The 18,861-nt window shown below is 39.5% G+C and carries 15 protein-coding genes, 1 pseudogene and 1 riboswitch; of the genes and pseudogenes, 8 read left to right on the top strand and 8 right to left on the bottom strand.

All coding sequences use genetic code 11. From position 1 onward, the window contains the following. The 5 genes from BUB93_RS09980 to BUB93_RS09960 form a co-directional block, all read right to left on the bottom strand. The coding region (locus BUB93_RS09980) for an EAL domain-containing protein (protein WP_073271609.1) at nucleotides 1-1,535 on the bottom strand (1,535 nt) is incomplete at its 3' end. 340 nt (nucleotides 1,536-1,875) lie between these two features. After that, entirely contained in the window at nucleotides 1,876-2,460 is a 585-nt protein-coding gene (locus BUB93_RS09975; protein WP_073271605.1) for a TetR/AcrR family transcriptional regulator, read from the bottom strand. A 655-nt stretch (nucleotides 2,461-3,115) separates the two neighbouring features. Beyond that, complete coding sequence (locus tag BUB93_RS09970; RefSeq protein WP_073271603.1) at nucleotides 3,116-3,928, bottom strand: alpha/beta fold hydrolase; 813 nt, start codon at nucleotides 3,926-3,928, stop codon at nucleotides 3,116-3,118. 13 nt (nucleotides 3,929-3,941) lie between these two features. Continuing rightward, complete coding sequence (locus tag BUB93_RS09965; protein WP_073271601.1) at nucleotides 3,942-4,535, bottom strand: TetR/AcrR family transcriptional regulator; 594 nt, start codon at nucleotides 4,533-4,535, stop codon at nucleotides 3,942-3,944. Nucleotides 4,536-4,993: 458 nt separating this feature from the next. Then, on the bottom strand, nucleotides 4,994-5,836 hold the full coding sequence (locus tag BUB93_RS09960; RefSeq protein WP_073271598.1) for a hypothetical protein: 843 nt from the start codon (nucleotides 5,834-5,836) through the stop codon (nucleotides 4,994-4,996). 512 nt (nucleotides 5,837-6,348) lie between these two features. Between BUB93_RS09960 and BUB93_RS09955 the strand changes: the two are divergent. From BUB93_RS09955 to BUB93_RS09935, 5 genes and pseudogenes are all read left to right on the top strand, one after another. Beyond that, a pseudogene (locus BUB93_RS09955) lies at nucleotides 6,349-6,657 on the top strand (transposase); the annotation flags it as partial. Nucleotides 6,658-7,177: 520 nt separating this feature from the next. Then, entirely contained in the window at nucleotides 7,178-8,095 is a 918-nt protein-coding gene (locus BUB93_RS09950; RefSeq protein WP_073271595.1) for a tocopherol cyclase family protein, read from the top strand. 124 nt (nucleotides 8,096-8,219) lie between these two features. Beyond that, nucleotides 8,220-9,563 carry an NfeD family protein gene (locus BUB93_RS09945; protein ID WP_073271592.1) on the top strand — a complete coding sequence of 448 codons (1,344 nt, stop codon included), beginning with the start codon at nucleotides 8,220-8,222 and terminating at the stop codon, nucleotides 9,561-9,563. Then, entirely contained in the window at nucleotides 9,560-10,555 is a 996-nt protein-coding gene (floA, locus tag BUB93_RS09940) for a flotillin-like protein FloA (protein ID WP_278278386.1), read from the top strand. The genes BUB93_RS09945 and floA overlap by 4 nt, the downstream gene beginning before the upstream one ends. Before the next feature lie 35 nt (nucleotides 10,556-10,590). After that, nucleotides 10,591-11,061 carry a hypothetical protein gene (locus BUB93_RS09935; RefSeq protein ID WP_073271586.1) on the top strand — a complete coding sequence of 157 codons (471 nt, stop codon included), beginning with the start codon at nucleotides 10,591-10,593 and terminating at the stop codon, nucleotides 11,059-11,061. Nucleotides 11,062-11,184: 123 nt separating this feature from the next. Here BUB93_RS09935 and pflB read toward each other — a convergent pair whose 3' ends face one another. Continuing rightward, entirely contained in the window at nucleotides 11,185-13,422 is a 2,238-nt protein-coding gene (gene pflB / locus BUB93_RS09930; protein WP_073271583.1) for a formate C-acetyltransferase, read from the bottom strand. 114 nt (nucleotides 13,423-13,536) lie between these two features. Next, nucleotides 13,537-13,621, bottom strand: a riboswitch (ZMP/ZTP riboswitch). A gap of 190 nt (nucleotides 13,622-13,811) precedes the next feature. On the opposite strand from pflB, the gene BUB93_RS09925 reads away from it, so the two are divergent. Genes BUB93_RS09925 through BUB93_RS09915 form a run of 3 tightly spaced genes read left to right on the top strand, consistent with a single transcriptional unit; the run spans nucleotide 13,812 to nucleotide 16,055 of the window. Continuing rightward, nucleotides 13,812-14,279, top strand: coding sequence for a cupin domain-containing protein (locus BUB93_RS09925; protein ID WP_073271580.1), 468 nt, complete (start codon nucleotides 13,812-13,814; stop codon nucleotides 14,277-14,279). 19 nt (nucleotides 14,280-14,298) lie between these two features. Next, entirely contained in the window at nucleotides 14,299-15,444 is a 1,146-nt protein-coding gene (locus BUB93_RS09920) for a serine hydrolase domain-containing protein (protein WP_073271576.1), read from the top strand. A gap of 38 nt (nucleotides 15,445-15,482) precedes the next feature. Then, nucleotides 15,483-16,055 (top strand): DUF998 domain-containing protein, encoded by a 573-nt coding sequence (locus tag BUB93_RS09915; protein ID WP_073271573.1) that lies wholly within the window; start codon nucleotides 15,483-15,485, stop codon nucleotides 16,053-16,055. Between the two features lie 31 nt (nucleotides 16,056-16,086). Here the strand turns inward: BUB93_RS09915 and katG are convergent, their stop codons facing one another. Together katG and BUB93_RS09905 are read right to left on the bottom strand one after the other, a co-directional pair. Next, nucleotides 16,087-18,288, bottom strand: a complete 2,202-nt coding sequence (gene katG, locus BUB93_RS09910) for a catalase/peroxidase HPI (protein WP_073271570.1) — start codon at nucleotides 18,286-18,288, stop codon at nucleotides 16,087-16,089. Between the two features lie 14 nt (nucleotides 18,289-18,302). After that, entirely contained in the window at nucleotides 18,303-18,734 is a 432-nt protein-coding gene (locus tag BUB93_RS09905) for a Fur family transcriptional regulator (RefSeq protein WP_073271567.1), read from the bottom strand. Nucleotides 18,735-18,861 lie beyond the last annotated feature (127 nt).

Here is an 18,861-nt window from a genome sequence, read left to right as displayed (position 1 = left end):
TTTAATTGCTTCTCGGTCTCAACGCCCTCTGCTATAACAATTTTCCCAAATGTGTGTGAGTATTCTATAAAAAGTTTAACCAGTTCTCTAATTTGAATTCTATCTATTCTGTCAATAAAATATTTGTCGATTTTTAGTATATCAAAAGGTATTTCACCAAGACTCATCAGTGAATTATAACCAGTTCCAAAGTCATCTATGGAGATTTGATATCCCCTTTCCTTCAAGTAGTTCATTGTTTTTATCATTTTTTTGTCATTATATGCTATGGCTCTTTCGGTTATTTCAATCTCGATGTCAGATCTATCGACATTTTTGCTGGTTATTGTTTCCTGTCCCCAATTAATAAAATCTTTGTCTATTAATTCCTTTGCGGATGCGTTAATAGCACATTTTATGTCAATGCCTCTGTTTTTCCACATTTCCATCTGTGTCGTTGCATTTTCAAAAACAAACTTTGAAATCTCCTTAATAAACCCAATCTCTTCTGCGATAGGAATAAACATATCAGGTCCTATAAAATTATTTCCGTTTCTATTCCATCTTACTAATGCTTCTACACCAGAAATTTTATTGTTTACAATATCAATTTTGGGCTGGTACATCAAAAACAACTCATCTTTTCGGATAGATTCAAGCAATGCTCCAGTGATATCGTGCATCTCTCTTCTTTTATTTTCTAAGCTGACATCGTAATAATAAACGCCTGATTCTCTATGCTCACCTTGCTCGTGAGCGATCCGGGCTTTATTATATATTTCAGTTGGGGAAATATCTTCACCACGATACTCATAAATCCCCACTTTAAGCGATACCCTTATGTCATATCCGGCAAGTGAAATTGGGAACGTAGAATAATGTTTCAAGACTCGATTGATTTTTTCTTCGTAATCTTCAACACAATCATCAAATACTAATAAAATCAACTCATCTTTCCCATAAGAATACACTGCTTTTCTGCCACAGCTATGCTCTAGCTGTTTTGCTAAATTTTTGACTAGATCAAATACCAGTTCACTATCAACATATTTTTCGATGCCATCCAGATTTGTTAGCTTGATGGATATAATTTTGAAATGTTCCTCTGAGTCTATGCTGCTTTCAATGTCAAAAATAAGCTTCGTTGTATTCGGAAGATCATAAAAAGGGCTTGATAAGTTCCTGTCTTGTGCTTCCCTATTTAATTGATTTATCCAGTCAAGCATGTGCCCTGTAAAAAAACCAATCAGAGAGAAGGCAAGCATACGGGAAATCCAGTTTACAGGATCTTGCATAATGCCACTGGATACATCAAGTGGCATTAACGGACCAACCAATAAACCTGAGACCATGCCTACGGTCAAACCGCCAAAAGAGCCCCAGAAAAGTGAGGATAGTATTATAGGGACATACAGTAAGTGTACGTAGACCTTTTTTGTACCACCTGTAAAATATACAAAATACACCGCAGTCACAACAAGAAGAATAATTAATAAAATCTTTAAGTGAACTAGCCTTGTTTTTTCATTCGCTCTTTTGATCAATGATCTCATCATAATTTTTCCCCTCAAACTCCACAACCCGAATAAATGTAGGGTTTTTTCTTACATAAAAAATACAACTCCTCACCTGATTGTGATAAAGCCGACAAAATCTATCGACATCAATACATACGAAACTTGAAACCACTTATTGCATAAACTCCAAAGCTTGTATTTTGAAATGTCATATTTCTCCACAGTACCTCTTAGTACTTTTTTAATCATGAATTTCGCGATTACCTAATTCTTATGAATTAAACCGGAAAGAGTCATAAAAAATTCCTCCGTTCTACAATCGCAGCTACTAATAGCATCTAAAGCATTGTCACAACTTGATATTGTAATATTTGTCTGTTTACTTATCGTTGCCAAAACAACTTAAACCAGCCCAGAAACTCTCCCAGGTTGAATCAATAGCATTTGCATAATGTTTGTCCCCTTTTTCATAATATATGCTATTTGAGATAATTCCTTGTAGAACAAAATAATAGTGAAAAAGTGTCTGATCAACATTATGATCTGGTATGACTCCCTTGTTTATACAGTCTTCAAATACATTCCTTAATTTAAGAATAATAACTTCGTCATTCTTTGCTAAAATTTCTTTTATATACTGTCTATGATTACCATCTATCATTCCGAGTCGTCTCCTGAATTTTGCTTTCAGTTGATCAGAATAATAATCAATTACTGAATAAAAGACATCCTTTATTAATTGCTCTGAAGTTTCACTTTCATTTTCGAACAACCTATTAAAAAACATATAATATCGGTCAATTTCTTGAGCAATCAAGTCATGCAACAAGTCATTTTTGCTGGCATAGTAGTTATATAAAGAAGGTGCTTTCATTCCTACAGCCTTTGCTAATTCTTGCATGCTAAATAAAGTGCCCTTCTCAGAAAACAAACTAAAAGCTTCATCTAAAATTTGATTTTTCATGATAAATCTACACCCTCTATTCTCTGTTAACTTACGAACATTCGTAAGCTAGTTGCTTCATTCTATCAAATATACCCATCTATGACAAGAATAAGATTCAATTTAGTGATACAATAATACGATAATAGGATAAGATAATAGAGACAGTTCTCAATTTCATCCTTATTATTCCATCATACAACTCTAATCACAATGTGTTATTTACCCCACTTAACTTCTTCTTGCATACATACTCTAAGTATGTAATATAATCCAAAGTACATGTGTTCGTTTTTTTAAGCGAGCTTCCCTTAATAAAACCACCGAAATCCATGAAGCTAGCCTATGCAACAAGAATTATGATCTATCAAGTCGATTCCCAAACATCAAAATATCTATTCTAAAACTCTAGATTTTATCAAGCCTAAAGTTACTCAATCCTCCATACCGGTGGATTATTTGTGACGTTAACATTTTCATTAAATTCTCTTCTTTTAAATATTAAGATCAATAATTAATCACCATGCTGAGAAAAATGGGTGCCGCAACACACCCATAATGTCTTTATTACCTACTAGTTGTGAAGTGTCCCCTTTTATCCTTTCCCCTTTTATCTATAATTAGTCTTTCTCCTGGTTGTTTAGTTATACATGATGCATTTGAACTCTCCCTAATTCTAAACTTCAATTTGGCTCCAAAAACCTGCCAAAATTTTGTTGAACTCCTCTGATTTATCTAGATTAGCTATATGACCTGCTTTTTCGATTTCAACAACCCTCGATTTGTTGTTGGCAGCTAAAGCTTCAAGTGTTGATGTCAATTTGCTATTAATCTCTTTATCCTGTTCCCCTCGGATCAGTAAATATGGAATAGTCATTCTATTGATTACATCCAGGCACGAATAATTGCCTAGATTTTCACGAATATAAGGGATCGCTTCAGTTGACATCATAAACATCTCAAAAATTTCTTTTTGCACTGACTCATACTTAGATGTATTTTTACTCAGAAAGTTTAAATATCGTCTCGGATTCCATCGAAGCATAGCTTTATCTATACCCGCAATGATCCGGGTCATTGAAGTTGAATACTTCAGCTCGCCGACAGTCCCAAAAGTAGTAAGACTACTAAGCAGGTCCGGTCTTGCCTTAAGTAAATAAAATCCTATAACTCCTCCGGCTGAATTCCCTACAAAATGAATCTTTTGTATGTTCAAGTGTTCAAGCAGCTCAATAAGGTCATCTCTGTTCTTTTCCAAAGAATAGTTCTCTCCACACTTTACTTTCGGATGCCCAGATAGGCCATGCCCCCGCAACGACACAGACAAAGTTTTGTATTTGTCGGAAAAATGCTCATGCTGTGCAAAAAACTGCCGAAGATTAGTACCGGCTCCGTGAACAAACATAACCGCTTCTGCGTTGAGCTCTCCTGTTAACAAATACTCGATTTCTACTCCAGAACCCTTAAAAGTCTTAATTTGTTTATCCATTATTTTACCTCCCTTAACTGATATCTGAACCTTCCTGACCAATCCCAAACCACATCAGATCAATCAGTCGCTTCGCCTCTACTTCTGGTTCAACTTGCGTATCTGTGATAAGAATATCTGCTAGTCTCTGACCGATCAACGCTTTAAAGACAAAAGCTATGTCCTCAGGCTTTCGGGTAGCCTTAAATGCTTCTTCTTTGATTCCATTTACAATAACCTCGTGTACCAGGATCATCGAACGGCCTTGCCAGGCTCTAATTTTATCAAATGTTGGATTTGACAATGTTGGCAACTCCTGAAAAAGAATCTTGTATAGAGTAAAGTTTTTTTGCAGTCTTGCTATGGATTCTGCTGCTAATACTTCCAGTTGAGCACGAATTGAACCTTCCAGCGGCTTTTCACGTTCTTCTTCTACTATTTCATTTATCAGCGAATAAAGTATATCTTCTTTTGATTTGTAGTATTCATACAGACTTGTTCTTGCCATCTTGATATGAGAAGAAATTTGCTCCATGGTTGTATCTTGGAAACCTTGTCTTGAAAATAGATCCAATGCAGCTTCCAGTATTTCAGTCTTTCTCTGATCTGCACTTTTATAACTTCTCATGCAATAAATCATCCTTTCTTCTATAAAAAACGACAAACCGACCTTGTGTCGTTTTAATCATATTCGACACGACGTCGGTTTGTCAAGCATACTTTTAGTCTATTATTCAATCTACTTAGCCTCAGTAATTTTTTATAAAGCTACATACACTTTAATATATTGCAAGACGGACAAAAAACCTTTGCAATAAGGGTTATGATCTAACCAAGTCCATCTCTAAGTATCAAAACATCTATCCTGAGATTCTGGATTTTATCAAGCCTAAAGCAATCCAATCCTCCATACCGGTGGATTATTTGTGACGCTAACTTTTCAATCAAATTCTCTTCTACTAAGTACCGAGATTAATAATTAATCATAACGCTGAGAAAAATGAGTGCTGCAACACACCCGTAATCTCTTGACTGCCTATTAGTTGTGAAGTATCCTCTTTTATTATCGGTGCCAGGCACTCCCAATCAAGGAAGCGTAGTTTTTACATAGACACCAACCATGTTGTTTGATATCTGTAATATGACTTTGTGCTCAAATCCTGAATCAGTCCATGAAAATCGTTTTTGATAGTCATCTTCTTCAAAGGAAAAATTTGTTTTTTGACTATAATTTTCTGTGTAGAATGCCGCAAAATCATCGGTACCACCAGCACTTTGAAAGGTAATGTAATATTCTTTGAACCCTTCATCATAACGTTCCATATAATAATAATGAGGTTGATTGTTCATATTGTAAAGTTCAACCAATCCAGGATATTCATTGTAATATGGATTTTCTTCTTGAAATTCAGCTGGATTCTCACTGATTCGTACTGAAACCGGATATCCCCCTCGATTTTCATTGAATGTAAGAACAATATCCACAGCAATCGGAAGTCCATTAACGTTTCCTTCAATGGTTCGATTATATTCATTTGAAAATTGATCCGTTACTTCATCAATATAATCAACATAAGCATCATGGGTATCTTCTGGATCTGCACTTGATAGAAATTCAATTCTATAAAAATCTTTTCCTACTGAATAAGAAATAGAGTCGCGAACATTAAATTCAATGGATGTAAAAGCAATTTTTTCATAAAACAAAATGTCACTTGATGCAACATTTTCCATCAATATCGTTTTATATTCATTGGTAAATGCACCGTACTTATTCTCAGCATCACCGGGAAGTTGAACTTCTCCTTCACTGTTTTGATTATTGTTTTGATTGGGGTCACTATTATTTTCATCCAATCCCATGCCACACCCAACAATAAGAAAACTAACAATAATAACCAACATCAATGCTTTAAACCTCTTAAACATACATAATCTCTCCTTTCATAAAATTTGTATTTAAATACACATCAAATATAGGGCACTTCAAAATTATATCCTTATTATCTCATCCTCCAACTCTTATCACAACTTATTTTTTATACCAATAAACTTCTTTTGTATCAAATCTTCTTTTTGTTGCGCTGCCTTTGCGATTTTACCTATAAGGACATCTGCAAGACCCTTGGCAATATTACTGGAAGCCAAGCAGCTAACCTCTGCAACAAGGGTTATGAGCTAATCAAGTCCATTCCCAAGTATCAAAATATCTACCCTGAAATTCTAAACTTCATAAAACCTAAAGCATCCTAAGGACAATTAAAACCAAACTTCTACAATCCTCCATACCGGTGGACTGGTTTTGTTGCGATCATTTCATTTTTACTGCCTTTTTATAATCCATCATGCTTAATTATTAATCACGCTACCCAAGGTTAAGGATGCTTTTACGCACCCTTAATGTCAATTTTGACGTATAATTGGGAAGTGTCCCCTTTTACTTTACTCAGACAGCTCCTAAAGCCATGGAAACCCTAGAACTCGGGTTTGATGATGTGATGGCTGTCATGAATCTACCAAAGAAATATCGCAAGCGACTGCTCACCAGCAACAGTATTGAGCGGTTAAACCAGGAAATCCGTCGACGGGAACGTGTGATTCGAATCTTTTCCAATGAAGATTCGCTGATCCGTCTGATTGGTGCCATGCTCATGGAGCAGGATGAAAAATGGACGACCGGCAAAAAGTACCTCGATATGGAAGAGTACCACGAAAGCCGAGCCACTCAGAAGTCTGTTGTTGCTGCCTAATTACACAACCGAGGGAATTTACACACTTTTATGGACTTGACTTCCATTTTTGAAACCGTATATAAATAATGTAGCAAAGTAATATAACGGTATAATCACTAATAGAATAACCATAGAACTTCCTGTTGAATTGAATTCTGAATCTACTTTCAGGGGTTCCCTCTATCTATTTTATTACCAGCAGTATGACAGTTTCAACGTGTGGCGTATTCGGGAACATACCAACACACAACTCTCCCTTTGCCTCATCCCCCTCTAATTATCTTGTCATTTCCAAGCACAAGAAATTGTCTAACAGGTACATATGCGCATGATTTTGATCAAATGCTGTTATATTATCGATAGCCTTAACATGCATGCCGTCTCTTAGGGTGCTGTCTACCACATCATTTTCATCATTTCGTGTTAAAGCTACAGAAATAATGGTATATATCTATGTATATCGTATTATTTTGTGAAGATTTCAAGGCTTTGCTAATAATCTGTAGGGTTACTTTAACTTACAAGAAATGAGGTTATCATGAATCAGTTCGGAATAATGGTGGGCTTAGACAAGGATGGAGCCTTTGAAGGATGGTTCTGCAAGGTCGATGATAGGGAAAATGGATTGATGTTTTCCGTCATCTGGGGTTATACAACCCATGAAAAGACTAAACATGCATTCATCCAATTTCAAGACAACTTGCATAGCAAAACATCGTATATTTCATATCCCATTGACGAACTTAAATGGACTGCCGATCCCTTTATTCTTCAAATAGGAAAAAACAAGCTCTCCCAAACCATCATGGTCTTGGATTTTGAGAAAAACGGCATTCAGGTTCGTGGCGATTTTCGTTTTGGTGAATTTACCCCTATTAAAAAATCTTTCTTAAAGCCAAATATCATGGGCTGGTTGACTTATTTCCCCAATGAGTGCAATCACTCTATAATAAGCATGGATCACAAGGTAAATGGTCATCTTCGTATCGGCAGCCAGTCGTGGAATATCAGTGCTGCAGACGGCTATATTGAAAAAGACTGGGGTACCGGGTTCCCAAAAGAATACGTATGGGTTCAAGCCAATGACTGGGAAAACAGTTCTTTCGTGTTTAGTTACGCTACAGTGCCTATGCTGGGTAAGTATGCAAAAGGTTTTTTTCTCGTTTTTCATCACGATGGCATAGAATATCGTTTTACCAGCATCGAAGGCTGCAAAATAATAGATTACCACGTAACTAAAGACTCTTTTGAAGCAACCGTCAAAAAAGGAGGATACCGGTTGACATTAAAGGCAAAGCAGGCTAATCCTGTAGCTTTAGTTTCTCCTAATCAAGGAGAAATGAATGCGCATATAAAAGAGTCCATTGATGGCATACTGGGGATGTCTCTCGAATTGAATAAACGTTCCATAGCCCATTTGTACAGCGAAAGGGCCTCTATCGATGTCCATTTATAAATAATAACAATTTTAAATATTTGTTTCCATATTCCATTGTAAGAGGTATTAATATAGGATATAATTTTTAATTAGGCACATTCATGTCGTCAATGTTATTATTAAGGGAGGAGGTGGTGTAACGATGAAAAAGTTTTTATCATATGCAGTATATCCCATAATCCTTTTTATGCTGATTAGCGTAGCACAATTCGCTTTTAGTCCTACAGTCAGTGCGGAGGGTGCGGGAAAGCTCGTATATGTCATTCCTATAGAAAATGAGGTAGAAAGAGGACTTGAGGCTTTTTTAAGACGTACCACACGAGAGGCAAGTGAAGCATTTGCAGACCACATAATCTTTGAAATCAACACTCCGGGGGGTTCTGTAGAAGCAGCAGATAGCATCGGGCAGATAATGCAAGATATATCTATCCCCACTACTGCATACATTCGTTCACGCGCCCTGTCTGCAGGTTCCTACATTGCATTGTTTGCAGATACCATTTACATGAATCCCCAGGCAACTATGGGAGCCAGCGGTATTATCACGGCAGATGGCAGTGCGGCAGACGCAAAGGCTCAGTCCTATTGGCGTGAAGCCATGGGCAGCGCAGCCGAGGCTAGCGGTCGGGACCGCATTTATGCGGAGGCTATGGCAGATGCAAGCATTGACCTACCGGAATACAATGCACCTGAAGGGCAATTTTTGACTTTGGGCCCAACAAAGGCAATAGAAGTTGGTTATTCTGAGGGAACTGTAAATAATCGATCAGAATTGTTAAATGTCTTGGGACTATCCGGTGCAACAGTCATTGAAGCTGAAATAAGCTTTGCAGAAAATGTAGCCAGGTTTCTAACCAACTCACTGGTTGTTTCAATCCTTCTTACTCTTGCAGGCCTTGGACTTGTGATAGAGCTTTACTCACCAGGCTTTGGGGTAGCAGGTTCCGTCAGCATCATATCATTGGCCTTATTCTTCTACGGCCACGCTGTAGCCGGTTTGGCGGGAATGGAGGTATTTGTTCTTCTCATTATTGGAATCGGGCTCATAGTCGCAGAGTTCTTTGTCCCAGGAGGGATTTTAGGTGGAATAGGCGTTATGAGCATAATCGGCTCCTTGTTTTTCGCTACAGATGATATATTCGCCATGGGCTTGAGCGTATTGACTGCTTTGATGATCACTATTACTGTAGCCGTTATTTTATATAGAAAAATCGGCTTGCAGAAGGGATTCATGCGCCATATCGTATTATCAGACCGGGAGACCCTGGATCGTGGTTATGTGTCCGTCCAAGAGAGAAAAGAACTAATTGGTTTAAGAGGAAGTACGATCACACCCCTTAGGCCATCAGGTACAGGATTATTTGACGGCAATCGAATTGATATCGTATCCGAAGGAAACTTTATTATGGAAAATCAAGCCGTTGAAATTGTTAAGGTAAACGGCAGTCGTGTCGTTGTTAAGGAAATTAAAAATGAGGAGGAATAAATATGTTGAATATCGCTGATTTGATACCACTTATTTTAATTGGTATTATTGTATTTGCACTAGTTGTACTATTTACATTTATTCCCGTTGCTTTGTGGATTAGTGCATTGGCAGCAGGGGTAAAAGTTAGTATCTTCACGCTTATCGGTATGCGTTTGCGTCGAGTCGTACCAATCAAAGTAATAAGTCCATTAATAAAAGCCCACAAAGCGGGTGTAAATGCCAATACGAACCAATTGGAATCTCACTATTTGGCAGGTGGTAACGTAGACCGGGTGGTCAATGCGCTGATTGCAGCTCAACGTGCCAATATAGAATTAAGCTTTGAGCGTGCCGCAGCAATTGACTTGGCAGGTCGTGACGTATTGCAGGCTGTGCAAATGAGCGTTAACCCAAAGGTTATCGAAACACCTTTTATCGCAGGTATTGCAATGAACGGTATCGAAGTAAAGGCAAAAGCCAAAATTACCGTGCGTGCAAATATTGAGCGCCTTGTAGGTGGAGCAGGTGAAGAAACAGTAATAGCCCGTGTTGGTGAAGGAGTCGTAAGCACCATTGGTAGCGCTACTTCCCACAAACAAGTATTAGAAAACCCTGATTCTATTTCACGTAACGTTCTTAACCGTGGACTGGATGCGGGAACAGCATTTGAGATCCTATCAATAGATATTGCAGATGTTGATATCGGTAAAAATATAGGTGCGATCCTTCAAACAGACCAAGCTGAAGCTGACAAAAACATAGCACAAGCTAAAGCAGAAGAGCGTCGTGCAATGGCCGTTGCCCAGGAACAAGAGATGATCGCCCGTGTTCAGGAAATGCGCGCGAAAGTGGTCGAAGCAGAAGCCACAGTACCTCTTGCTCTTGCTGAAGCTTTGAGAACAGGAAAAATGGGCGTTATGGATTATATGAACTACCGCAATATAGGTGCGGATACACAGATGCGTGATTCTATCGGAAGAATGAGTGAAGATGATTCTGAGAAAGAATAGTCATTAAATCCTTTTAGGATGGAAGGAGTGGAATAATGGAAGAACTTCTCGGTCCACTGATAGCCTTTATATTTATCGTCGGTTCCAGTATTTTGCAAAACCGAAACCGCAATAAACATAAGACTGCCCAAAAAAAACCGACCCTAACCAATGTTTTAACTGATCAAATTGAGAGAATGAACCAAATGGGTCAACAAAACACCTACCGGGACACCCAAGATTTCGATGAGGAAGAACAGACCAGTAGAGATGATCAAATTGAAAGCTTAAAAGCTGAACTGCGTGGTGATTCAGATAGAGAAAACAAAGAATTAAAGAATCGCTCGTATGAGTTTTCAAGAACTTTTGATCAAAATAAAAAGACATCTACTCCTAGAGCCAAAGCATCGAAAAAATTTACACTAAAAAACAAATTAAATAATACAGGTTTGCGTCAAAGCATAGTGATGGCTGAAGTTTTAGGTCAACCACGTTCTAAAAAGCCACACTCACAAACCAGACATTAAGCCTTATGGGTTGTCCCTAAGGAAATTCTAAAAAGTCAGCATGACTCTACCGAGTCAGCTGACTTTTTTTGTGCATAAACGTTTTGACCGTCACAGAAACAGATTAGCTCGCCCTTATAATATTTAAATTGATTCGTGGAATGTTCTAGATATTACTTCCAGCTGCTGCTGTTTTGATAATTTATGGAAATTAACCGCATATCCTGATACCCGTATAGTCAAGTTAGGGTGCATCTCCGGATTTTCATAAGCCTCTTTCAGCGTTTCTCTGTTCAACACATTCACGTTGAGATGATGTGCCTTCTTTGCAAAATATCCATCTAAAATCGCCACAAGGTTTTCATATCTTTTTTCCTCAGTATTTCCAAGGGCTCTCGGTATTATGGAAAAGGTGTTGCTTATCCCGTCCTTGCAACTAGCATAGGGAATTTTAGCTACAGAATTAAGTGAAGCCAAGGCACCTCTTTTCTCCCTGTTGTGCATTGGATTTGCACCTGGGGCAAAGGGCTCCCCTGCTTTTCTTCCGTCAGGAGTAGAGCCTGTTTTTTTACCGTAAACTACATTTGATGTTATCGTTAAAACTGATAGAGTGTGCTCTGCATCTCTGTAGGCAGGTATTTTTTTAAGTTCTTCGATAAATAGCCTTACCTGTTCCCTGGCAATCTCATCGACTCTCTCATCATCATTTCCATAGGCAGGATATTCTCCGTTTATCTCATAGTCCTTTATCAACCCTGACTCGTCCCGCAGACAGCGTACCTTCCCGTATTTAATTGCAGACAGGGAATCTGCCAGCACGGACAGCCCTGCAATTCCAAAAGCCATATACCTCTTGACGTCGGTATCATGCAATGCCATTTGTGTTTTCTCGTAGGCATATTTATCGTGCATGTAGTGAATGATATTCATCGCCTTGACATACATTCCTGCAAGCCATTTGCGGTAGTAGTCAAGAAGCTCTACGACTTTGTCATATTCCAAGTATTCTTCCTGATAGGCAGGAAAAGATGGACCTATCTGCTTTCCTGTCATCTCATCTTTGCCTCCGTTTAAGCTCATTAAAAGCAGCTTGGGAAGATTTGCTCTAGCTCCGAAAAATTGCATGTCTTTTCCCAATCGCATAGCTGAAACGCAACAGGCAATTCCATAATCATCTCCAAATACAGGCTGCATGATGTCGTCATTTTCGTATTGTATTGAATTTGTCTCACATGAGACTTTTGCTGAGTATCTCTTGAAGCTTCCAGGCAATCTTTCAGACCATAAGATCGTCAGATTAGGTTCCGGTGAAAAGCCTAAGTTGTATAAAGTGTTGAGAAATCGATAGGAGTTTTTAGTAACCAAGGTTCTGCCGTCTTCACCCATCCCCCCGACAGCCTCAGTGATCCACATTGGGTCTCCTGCAAAAAGCTCATTGTATTCCGGTGTTCTCAAATGCCTTTCCATCCGAAGCTTCATGACAAAGTCATCGATAAGTTCCTGTGCTTGGGCTTCATTTAATGTGCCGTTTTTTAAATCTCTTTCTATGTATATGTCTAAAAATGTTCCTACTCGCCCTAAGCTCATTGCTGCTCCATTTTGTTCCTTTGTAGACCCAAGATAACCAAAATAAAGCCACTGAATCGCCTCTTTTGCATCCTTGGCAGGCTTAGAAATATCATAGCCGTACATTTGGGCCATTTCCTTCAAATATCCTAAAAAGGTTATCTGTTGATACAGCTCTTCCAAAATGCGGATCTGCTCATTATCGAGATTTTTATCTCCTATTTCTTTTTTGTTTTTCTTTTTCTCTTCAATCAGATAATCCACGCCATATAACGCAATCCGCCGGTAATCTCCTATAATTCTTCCTCTTCCGTAAGCGTCGGGAAGACCTGTGATTATTCCACTTCTCCGCGCTTCTTTTATTTCATCAGTGTAGGCACGAAATACACCGTCGTTATGAGTCGTCCTATAACGAAATTCGGTCTCTATTTTTTCCGAGAGCTTATACCCATATGCCTCGCATGCCTTTCTGGTCATCATCAATCCTCCAAATGGATTGACTCCTCTTTTTAACGGGCGGTCTGTTTGAAGGCCTACGATAATCTCATTTTCTTTATCGAGGTAACCCGGCGAATATGTGGTTAGGGAGCTTACATGGTTTGTATCAATATCAAGCACTCCTCCAAAGGCCTTTTCAAGCTTTTGATACTGAACCAGCTTATCCATGAGCTTTTTTGTGCGCTCTGTAGCACTTTCAAGAAAGCTTTCGTCTCCTTCATAAGGCGTATAGTTTAGCTGAATAAAATTACGGACATCTATCTCTTGCTGCCAATTTCCATTTTTAAAATCTTTCCAAGCTAATATGCTACTAGCCATAATATATCTCCTCCAATTTTATGTTAAGCATTCCAATGCTCTTTTTCATCTTCCACCAGCACTATACTGATGCCGGTAATGGCTGAATACAAAAAGAGCACCAATTCGATATCGAAATGCTGCCCAGACGGTCGGCTAATATATACTCTTATCCCACTGTGGTTTCTTCCACATTTACCCGTCAGGGATAAAAGAATGTCTCAGCTTGCTGAAACGTATATTTACTTAATTTTACGAAACTACTGGCCCTTTGTCAAGTGTTCCTCTGGATTTATTGTAAATTTAATGATATTTTTATTTTTCACAACTTTATATTTAATTGTATAATATAATTAAGTCAGCAATCAAATTCTAGCTATCCCAATTTATAAAGTCAGGAGGCGCATATCGTGGATTCTATAATAATTCAAAAAACCACCGACACCATTGGCAAGCATAAAAAAGAACACGAAGGATTTGAATACTACAAATCAGTGCTTGTTCCTGCTAGAGCAAGCGGTCAGTGCAAAGTGACATTATACGAAATCCCCCCAAAACAAGCGGCTTATCCATATCACTATCACACGAAGAACGAAGAATCTTTTTACATTCTAAAAGGCAAGGGTTTGCTTAGGACACCTAAAGGCGAAGAAATCGTAGGTCCAGGTGATTTCATTTTCTTTCCTGCCAGTAAAGATGGAGCCCATAAGCTTACGAATGTTTCAGATTCAGAATTCCTGGTTTACTTGGATTTTGATACGTATAATGATATAGACGTTGCCTTTTATCCCGACTCAAATAAAATAGGCATTTGGGGAAAAGGAATAGACCAGGTTTATAAAGTACAAGAACAGATCGAATATTACGATGGAGAATAAAAATCAAGGAGTGAAATCCATGTCAAAAAAATTATCTAACAAGCAACATGGTAAAATATTTGATGATATTCTGAAGCAGATGACCCAAACCAAAGGAGTCAGACACGTAATAATGGCTGCTGAAACCATGGACGGTTCTTTTGCTTGGGCAAAAGCAGAAGGTATCGCACACCCGGACGGCACCCCGATGGACGTTGAGACGCCTTTTTGGATTGCCAGCATCACAAAGCTGTACATAGCCTGCTGCATTCTTAAATTTCATGAGGATGGCCTATTGTCAATCGATGATTTAATAACCAAGCATCTGCCGCTAGATCTAATTAAGGGGATACATACCATGGGATGTACGGACAATACAGGCAAGTTGACTATTAGACATCTTCTGACTCATTCGTCTGGAATTCCGGATTATCTCGAAATCAAAGCCGATGGTGAGAAGACGATAATAGACCAAGTAGTGGAAGTCAGGGACATGAGCTGGTCTGTCAAAGAGATAATAAAAATAGTAAGGGAAGAAAATTCACCTCTATTTCCACCACAAAGCCTTGACAAAGACAAGTATAAAATCCGTTATTCCGACACAAATTTCCAGCTTCTTACAGCTATTATCGAAGCCACAGCCGGCAAGCCTGCTGAAGAAGCGTACCGGGATATTATATTTAAGCCCCTAAATCTAAACAGCACTTATCTACCGGGGTCAGTTCCACTAAAACCTACTAAAAAGGCATCCACGGTCTGGATAGGTGACGTGGCGTTTGAGGACAAGCCCAAAGCGCTGAGGTCCTTTGGCGACTTAAACAGCACTGTCAAAGACCAAGTTTCTTTCATGAGAGCCCTGTTGGAGGGAAAGCTGTTTGAAAACAAAGAGACCTTGGACTTTATGAAAAAAAATTGGCAAACCTTTGGATTTGGCCTAAGTCCGATATCACCCGGCTGGCCGATTCAATACTCCATGGGAATGATGCGCTTTAAAACCCCACGCTTTCTTTCCCCTTTTCAAGATGTGCCCGAGATTATAGGTCACACCGGAGCCGTGGGATCGTGGCTCTTTTACTGCCCTTTATACGACTTGATACTATCAGGATCAGTCAGCCAGGCAACTGCCGCTGCAGCCCCCTTTAAATATGTTCCTAAGCTCTTGGCAGCTTTAGGAAAGAGCCAATAACTTTGATTTTATTGAAATGCAGAAGGAGTAAAATGACCATGAGCATGATCATATCTGTAGGTATATACGCATTATTCGTTATGGCATCAACTTTTTTACCGTTTTTTAGCTTCGAAGGATACTCGATTTTTTCAAATACAACAAGTCATCTGGGAGCCCAGAGTTCTCCCCATGGTTGGATAATGAATATGGTATTTATGCTTTTGGGGATTCGTTCCATTTATATCTGTCTTAAGACCAGAATCCCTCATATTCAGTTTATCGGTACTATTTTCGCCACCAGCCTGATACTTACAGGTCTATTTAAACATGGGCCCATAGTTGAGGGGGTTCCCATCAACCTTCAGGAAGATATGCTTCATTCAGTCTTTGCAACTGCCACAGGGTTTAGCTTTTCTTTGCTTGCAATAGGCCATGGAATAATGAGCAGAAGCTCTCAAAGAATAGTTTCTCTTGCCGTATCATCGGTAGCTCTACTAATTCCTTTATTGATGATTTCCTATCCAAGTTATGCAGGAATCAGTCAGCGCTTTATGTTTATCTCTGCATTTTTTTGGCTGTTTTTTTGTTTTCAACCTGATGCCAGGTACAAATTAAAGGGACGGCCTTAGCCATCCCTTCTTTGTTGCAGCGATTATCTTTTTATTTGGATAGATCAAACCTATCTGCGTTCATAACCTTTTTCCAGGCTGAAACAAAATCAGAAACAAACTTGCCTTTAGACTCATCACTTCCGTATACCTCAGATATTGCTCTCAGCTCTGAGTTTGAGCCAAAGACTAGGTCAACTCTTGTTCCCGTCCACTTGCGCTTGCCAGTGTTTCTATCGAGTCCTTCATAAACTTCCGAACCTTCTGATACCGGCTTCCATTCTGTATTCATGTCAAGAAGGTTAACGAAGAAATCATTCGTCAAAGAACCAGGCTTATCGGTAAATACGCCGTGGGGAGAGCCCCCAAAGTTCGTATTAAGAACTCTCATGCCTCCTAAAAGAACAGCCATTTCCGGAACAGTCAAAGTCAATAGCTGGGCACGATCAATCAGCATTTCTTCAGCCGATACAGAATACTTCTTTTTCACGTAGTTTCTGAATCCATCTGCTTTTGGCTCGAGGACCTTAAAGGCTTCAACATCTGTCTGTTCCAAAGCTGCATCTGTGCGTCCAGGCTTGAAATCAACATTTACTTCATTGCCAGCTTCCTTGGCTGCCTGTTCCACGCCTGCGCATCCGCCAAGTACTATAAGATCAGCAAGAGACACTTTTTTATTTCCTGACTGTTTGCCGTTAAAATCTTCTTTTACTTTTTCCAGCTTCTCAAGAACGAGGCTTAACTGATCAGGTTGGTTTACTTCCCAATCCTTTTGGGGGGCAAGTCTTATTCGGGCACCATTGGCCCCTCCTCGCTTATCTGAACCACGGAAAGTGGAAGCTGAAGCCCAGGCTGTAGACACTAATTGTGATATCGTCAATCCTGTTTCAAGTATTTTTTCTTTCAACTCGGCTATATCATTATTATTTATCAGCTCATAATCCGCTTCCGGAACGGGATCTTGCCAAATCAAATCTTCTTCAGGCACTTCCGGACCCAAGTATCTGGATTTTGGACCCATGTCACGGTGTGTCAGTTTGAACCAAGCCCTTGCAAATGCATCTGCAAATTCTTCCGGATTATCCTTATACCTCCTTGCTATAGGTGCATAAATAGGATCCATCCTTAAGGAAAGGTCAGCTGTAGTCATCATGGGAGCGTGCTTCTTATTTGGATCGTGTGCGTCCTCCACGGTAGTCGCGGCAGCCGGATCTGTAGGTATCCATTGGTACGCGCCAGCTGGACTTTTTACTAAATCCCAATCATATCTGAACAAGGTTTCAAGATACCCCATGTCCCACCTTGTCGGCTTTGGCTTCCAAGCTCCTTCGATGCCACTGCCTATAGTATCTCCACCTTTTCCGCTCTTATAGGTGCTTTTCCAACCAAGACCCTGTTCTTCGATTGGAGCAGCCTCCGGTTCAGGTCCTACATGTGTAGCAGGTCCAGCCCCATGGCATTTTCCAAAAGTATGTCCGCCGGCAACTAGGGCGACAGTCTCTTCGTCGTTCATTGCCATTCTGGCAAAGGTTTCTCTAACATCTTTACCGGATGCTACTGCACTTGGTTCCCCGTTTGGCCCTTCAGGATTTACATAAATCAAGCCCATCTGAACGGCGGCAAGGGGGTTTTCTAAATCTCTCTCTCCTGAGTAACGCTTGTCATCCAGCCATTCGGATTCAGAACCCCAATAAACATCTTCCTGAGGCTCCCATACATCCTCACGCCCGCCTGCAAATCCAAATGTCTTAAAGCCCATTGACTCCAGCGCGCAGTTGCCTGCGAGAATCATCAAGTCCGCCCATGATAGTTTATTGCCGTACTTTTTCTTGATAGGCCACAAAAGCCTGCGGGCTTTGTCGAGATTGACATTGTCCGGCCAACTGTTAAGAGGAGCAAACCTTTGCGTTCCGTCTCCTGCTCCCCCACGTCCATCACCCATTCTATATGTTCCAGCACTGTGCCAAGCCATACGTATGAACAACGGTCCATAATGACCGTAGTCTGCAGGCCACCAATCCTGTGAATCAGTCATCAACTTGTAAAGGTCCTCTTTAACAGCTTTTAAATCCAGCTTTTTAAATTCTTCCCCATAATTAAATTCAGGGTCCATAGGATCGCTTAGATTGGAGTTTTGACGCAGCATCTTAAGATTTAACTGATTAGGCCACCAGTCTTTATTTGACGTGCCACCTCCTCCTGCAGTCGGATTTGAAGTTTTACCCGTTACAGGGCATTTGCTTTGTTCACTCACAGTATTTCCTCCCTTCAATTTTCACTTTCAATATTTAAAAGGCACTTCTTACAAACACCTTTGAAATAAACATCTTTGTCTTTAACTTTGAACCCAGATAAATCTTTTGTTTTTAAGACATCGAAATCCACCTTAAAATTAAATATCGATCCACATTTTTCACATTTGAAATGTCCATGGCTCTCGATGATTATGTCGTACCTGGTTTCGTTATCTTCAATATTTACCACCCTAACCAGTCCCGCCTGATGGAGTACATGGAGCGTGTTGTAAATTGTAGTCTTGGAAAGCGTGGGTACATCCTGTTGAAGATGCACGTAAATTTGATCTGCAGTAGGATGATTGAGGTTTTCACACAGGTACTGGAGTATTTTTAGTCTGTGAGCAGAAAGACGCAGGTTTTTATTCTTTAGTTCATCTACTAATATATCATAATATGTTTCCAAGCATTTCACAGCCTTTCAGGTTAATTCAATGCCTAAATTGTAATCATTACAATTTACCCTATATTCGGATATATACCCTTTGATATTGTTTACAATCACCAAAATCAGATAATAACAAATAGCATCC

Source organism: Alkalibacter saccharofermentans DSM 14828, assembly GCF_900128885.1.
Classification (GTDB): Bacteria; Bacillota; Clostridia; order Eubacteriales; family Alkalibacteraceae; genus Alkalibacter; species Alkalibacter saccharofermentans.
The sequence above is the reverse complement of the archived record's forward strand: the minus strand, read 5'-3'. Positions and strand labels throughout refer to the sequence as shown.

What these genes read in the sequence shown, in the direction of transcription:
- BUB93_RS09975 (WP_073271605.1), bottom strand. Translation starts at nt 2,460, where the DNA reads ATGAAAAATCAAATTTTAGATGAAGCTTTTAGTTTGTTTTCTGAGAAG.
- BUB93_RS09970 (WP_073271603.1), bottom strand. Translation starts at nt 3,928, where the DNA reads ATGGATAAACAAATTAAGACTTTTAAGGGTTCTGGAGTAGAAATCGAG.
- BUB93_RS09965 (WP_073271601.1), bottom strand. Translation starts at nt 4,535, where the DNA reads ATGAGAAGTTATAAAAGTGCAGATCAGAGAAAGACTGAAATACTGGAA.
- BUB93_RS09960 (WP_073271598.1), bottom strand. Translation starts at nt 5,836, where the DNA reads ATGTTTAAGAGGTTTAAAGCATTGATGTTGGTTATTATTGTTAGTTTT.
- BUB93_RS09950 (WP_073271595.1), top strand. Translation starts at nt 7,178, where the DNA reads ATGAATCAGTTCGGAATAATGGTGGGCTTAGACAAGGATGGAGCCTTT.
- BUB93_RS09945 (WP_073271592.1), top strand. Translation starts at nt 8,220, where the DNA reads ATGAAAAAGTTTTTATCATATGCAGTATATCCCATAATCCTTTTTATG.
- BUB93_RS09935 (WP_073271586.1), top strand. Translation starts at nt 10,591, where the DNA reads ATGGAAGAACTTCTCGGTCCACTGATAGCCTTTATATTTATCGTCGGT.
- pflB (WP_073271583.1), bottom strand. Translation starts at nt 13,422, where the DNA reads ATGGCTAGTAGCATATTAGCTTGGAAAGATTTTAAAAATGGAAATTGG.
- BUB93_RS09920 (WP_073271576.1), top strand. Translation starts at nt 14,299, where the DNA reads ATGTCAAAAAAATTATCTAACAAGCAACATGGTAAAATATTTGATGAT.
- BUB93_RS09915 (WP_073271573.1), top strand. Translation starts at nt 15,483, where the DNA reads ATGAGCATGATCATATCTGTAGGTATATACGCATTATTCGTTATGGCA.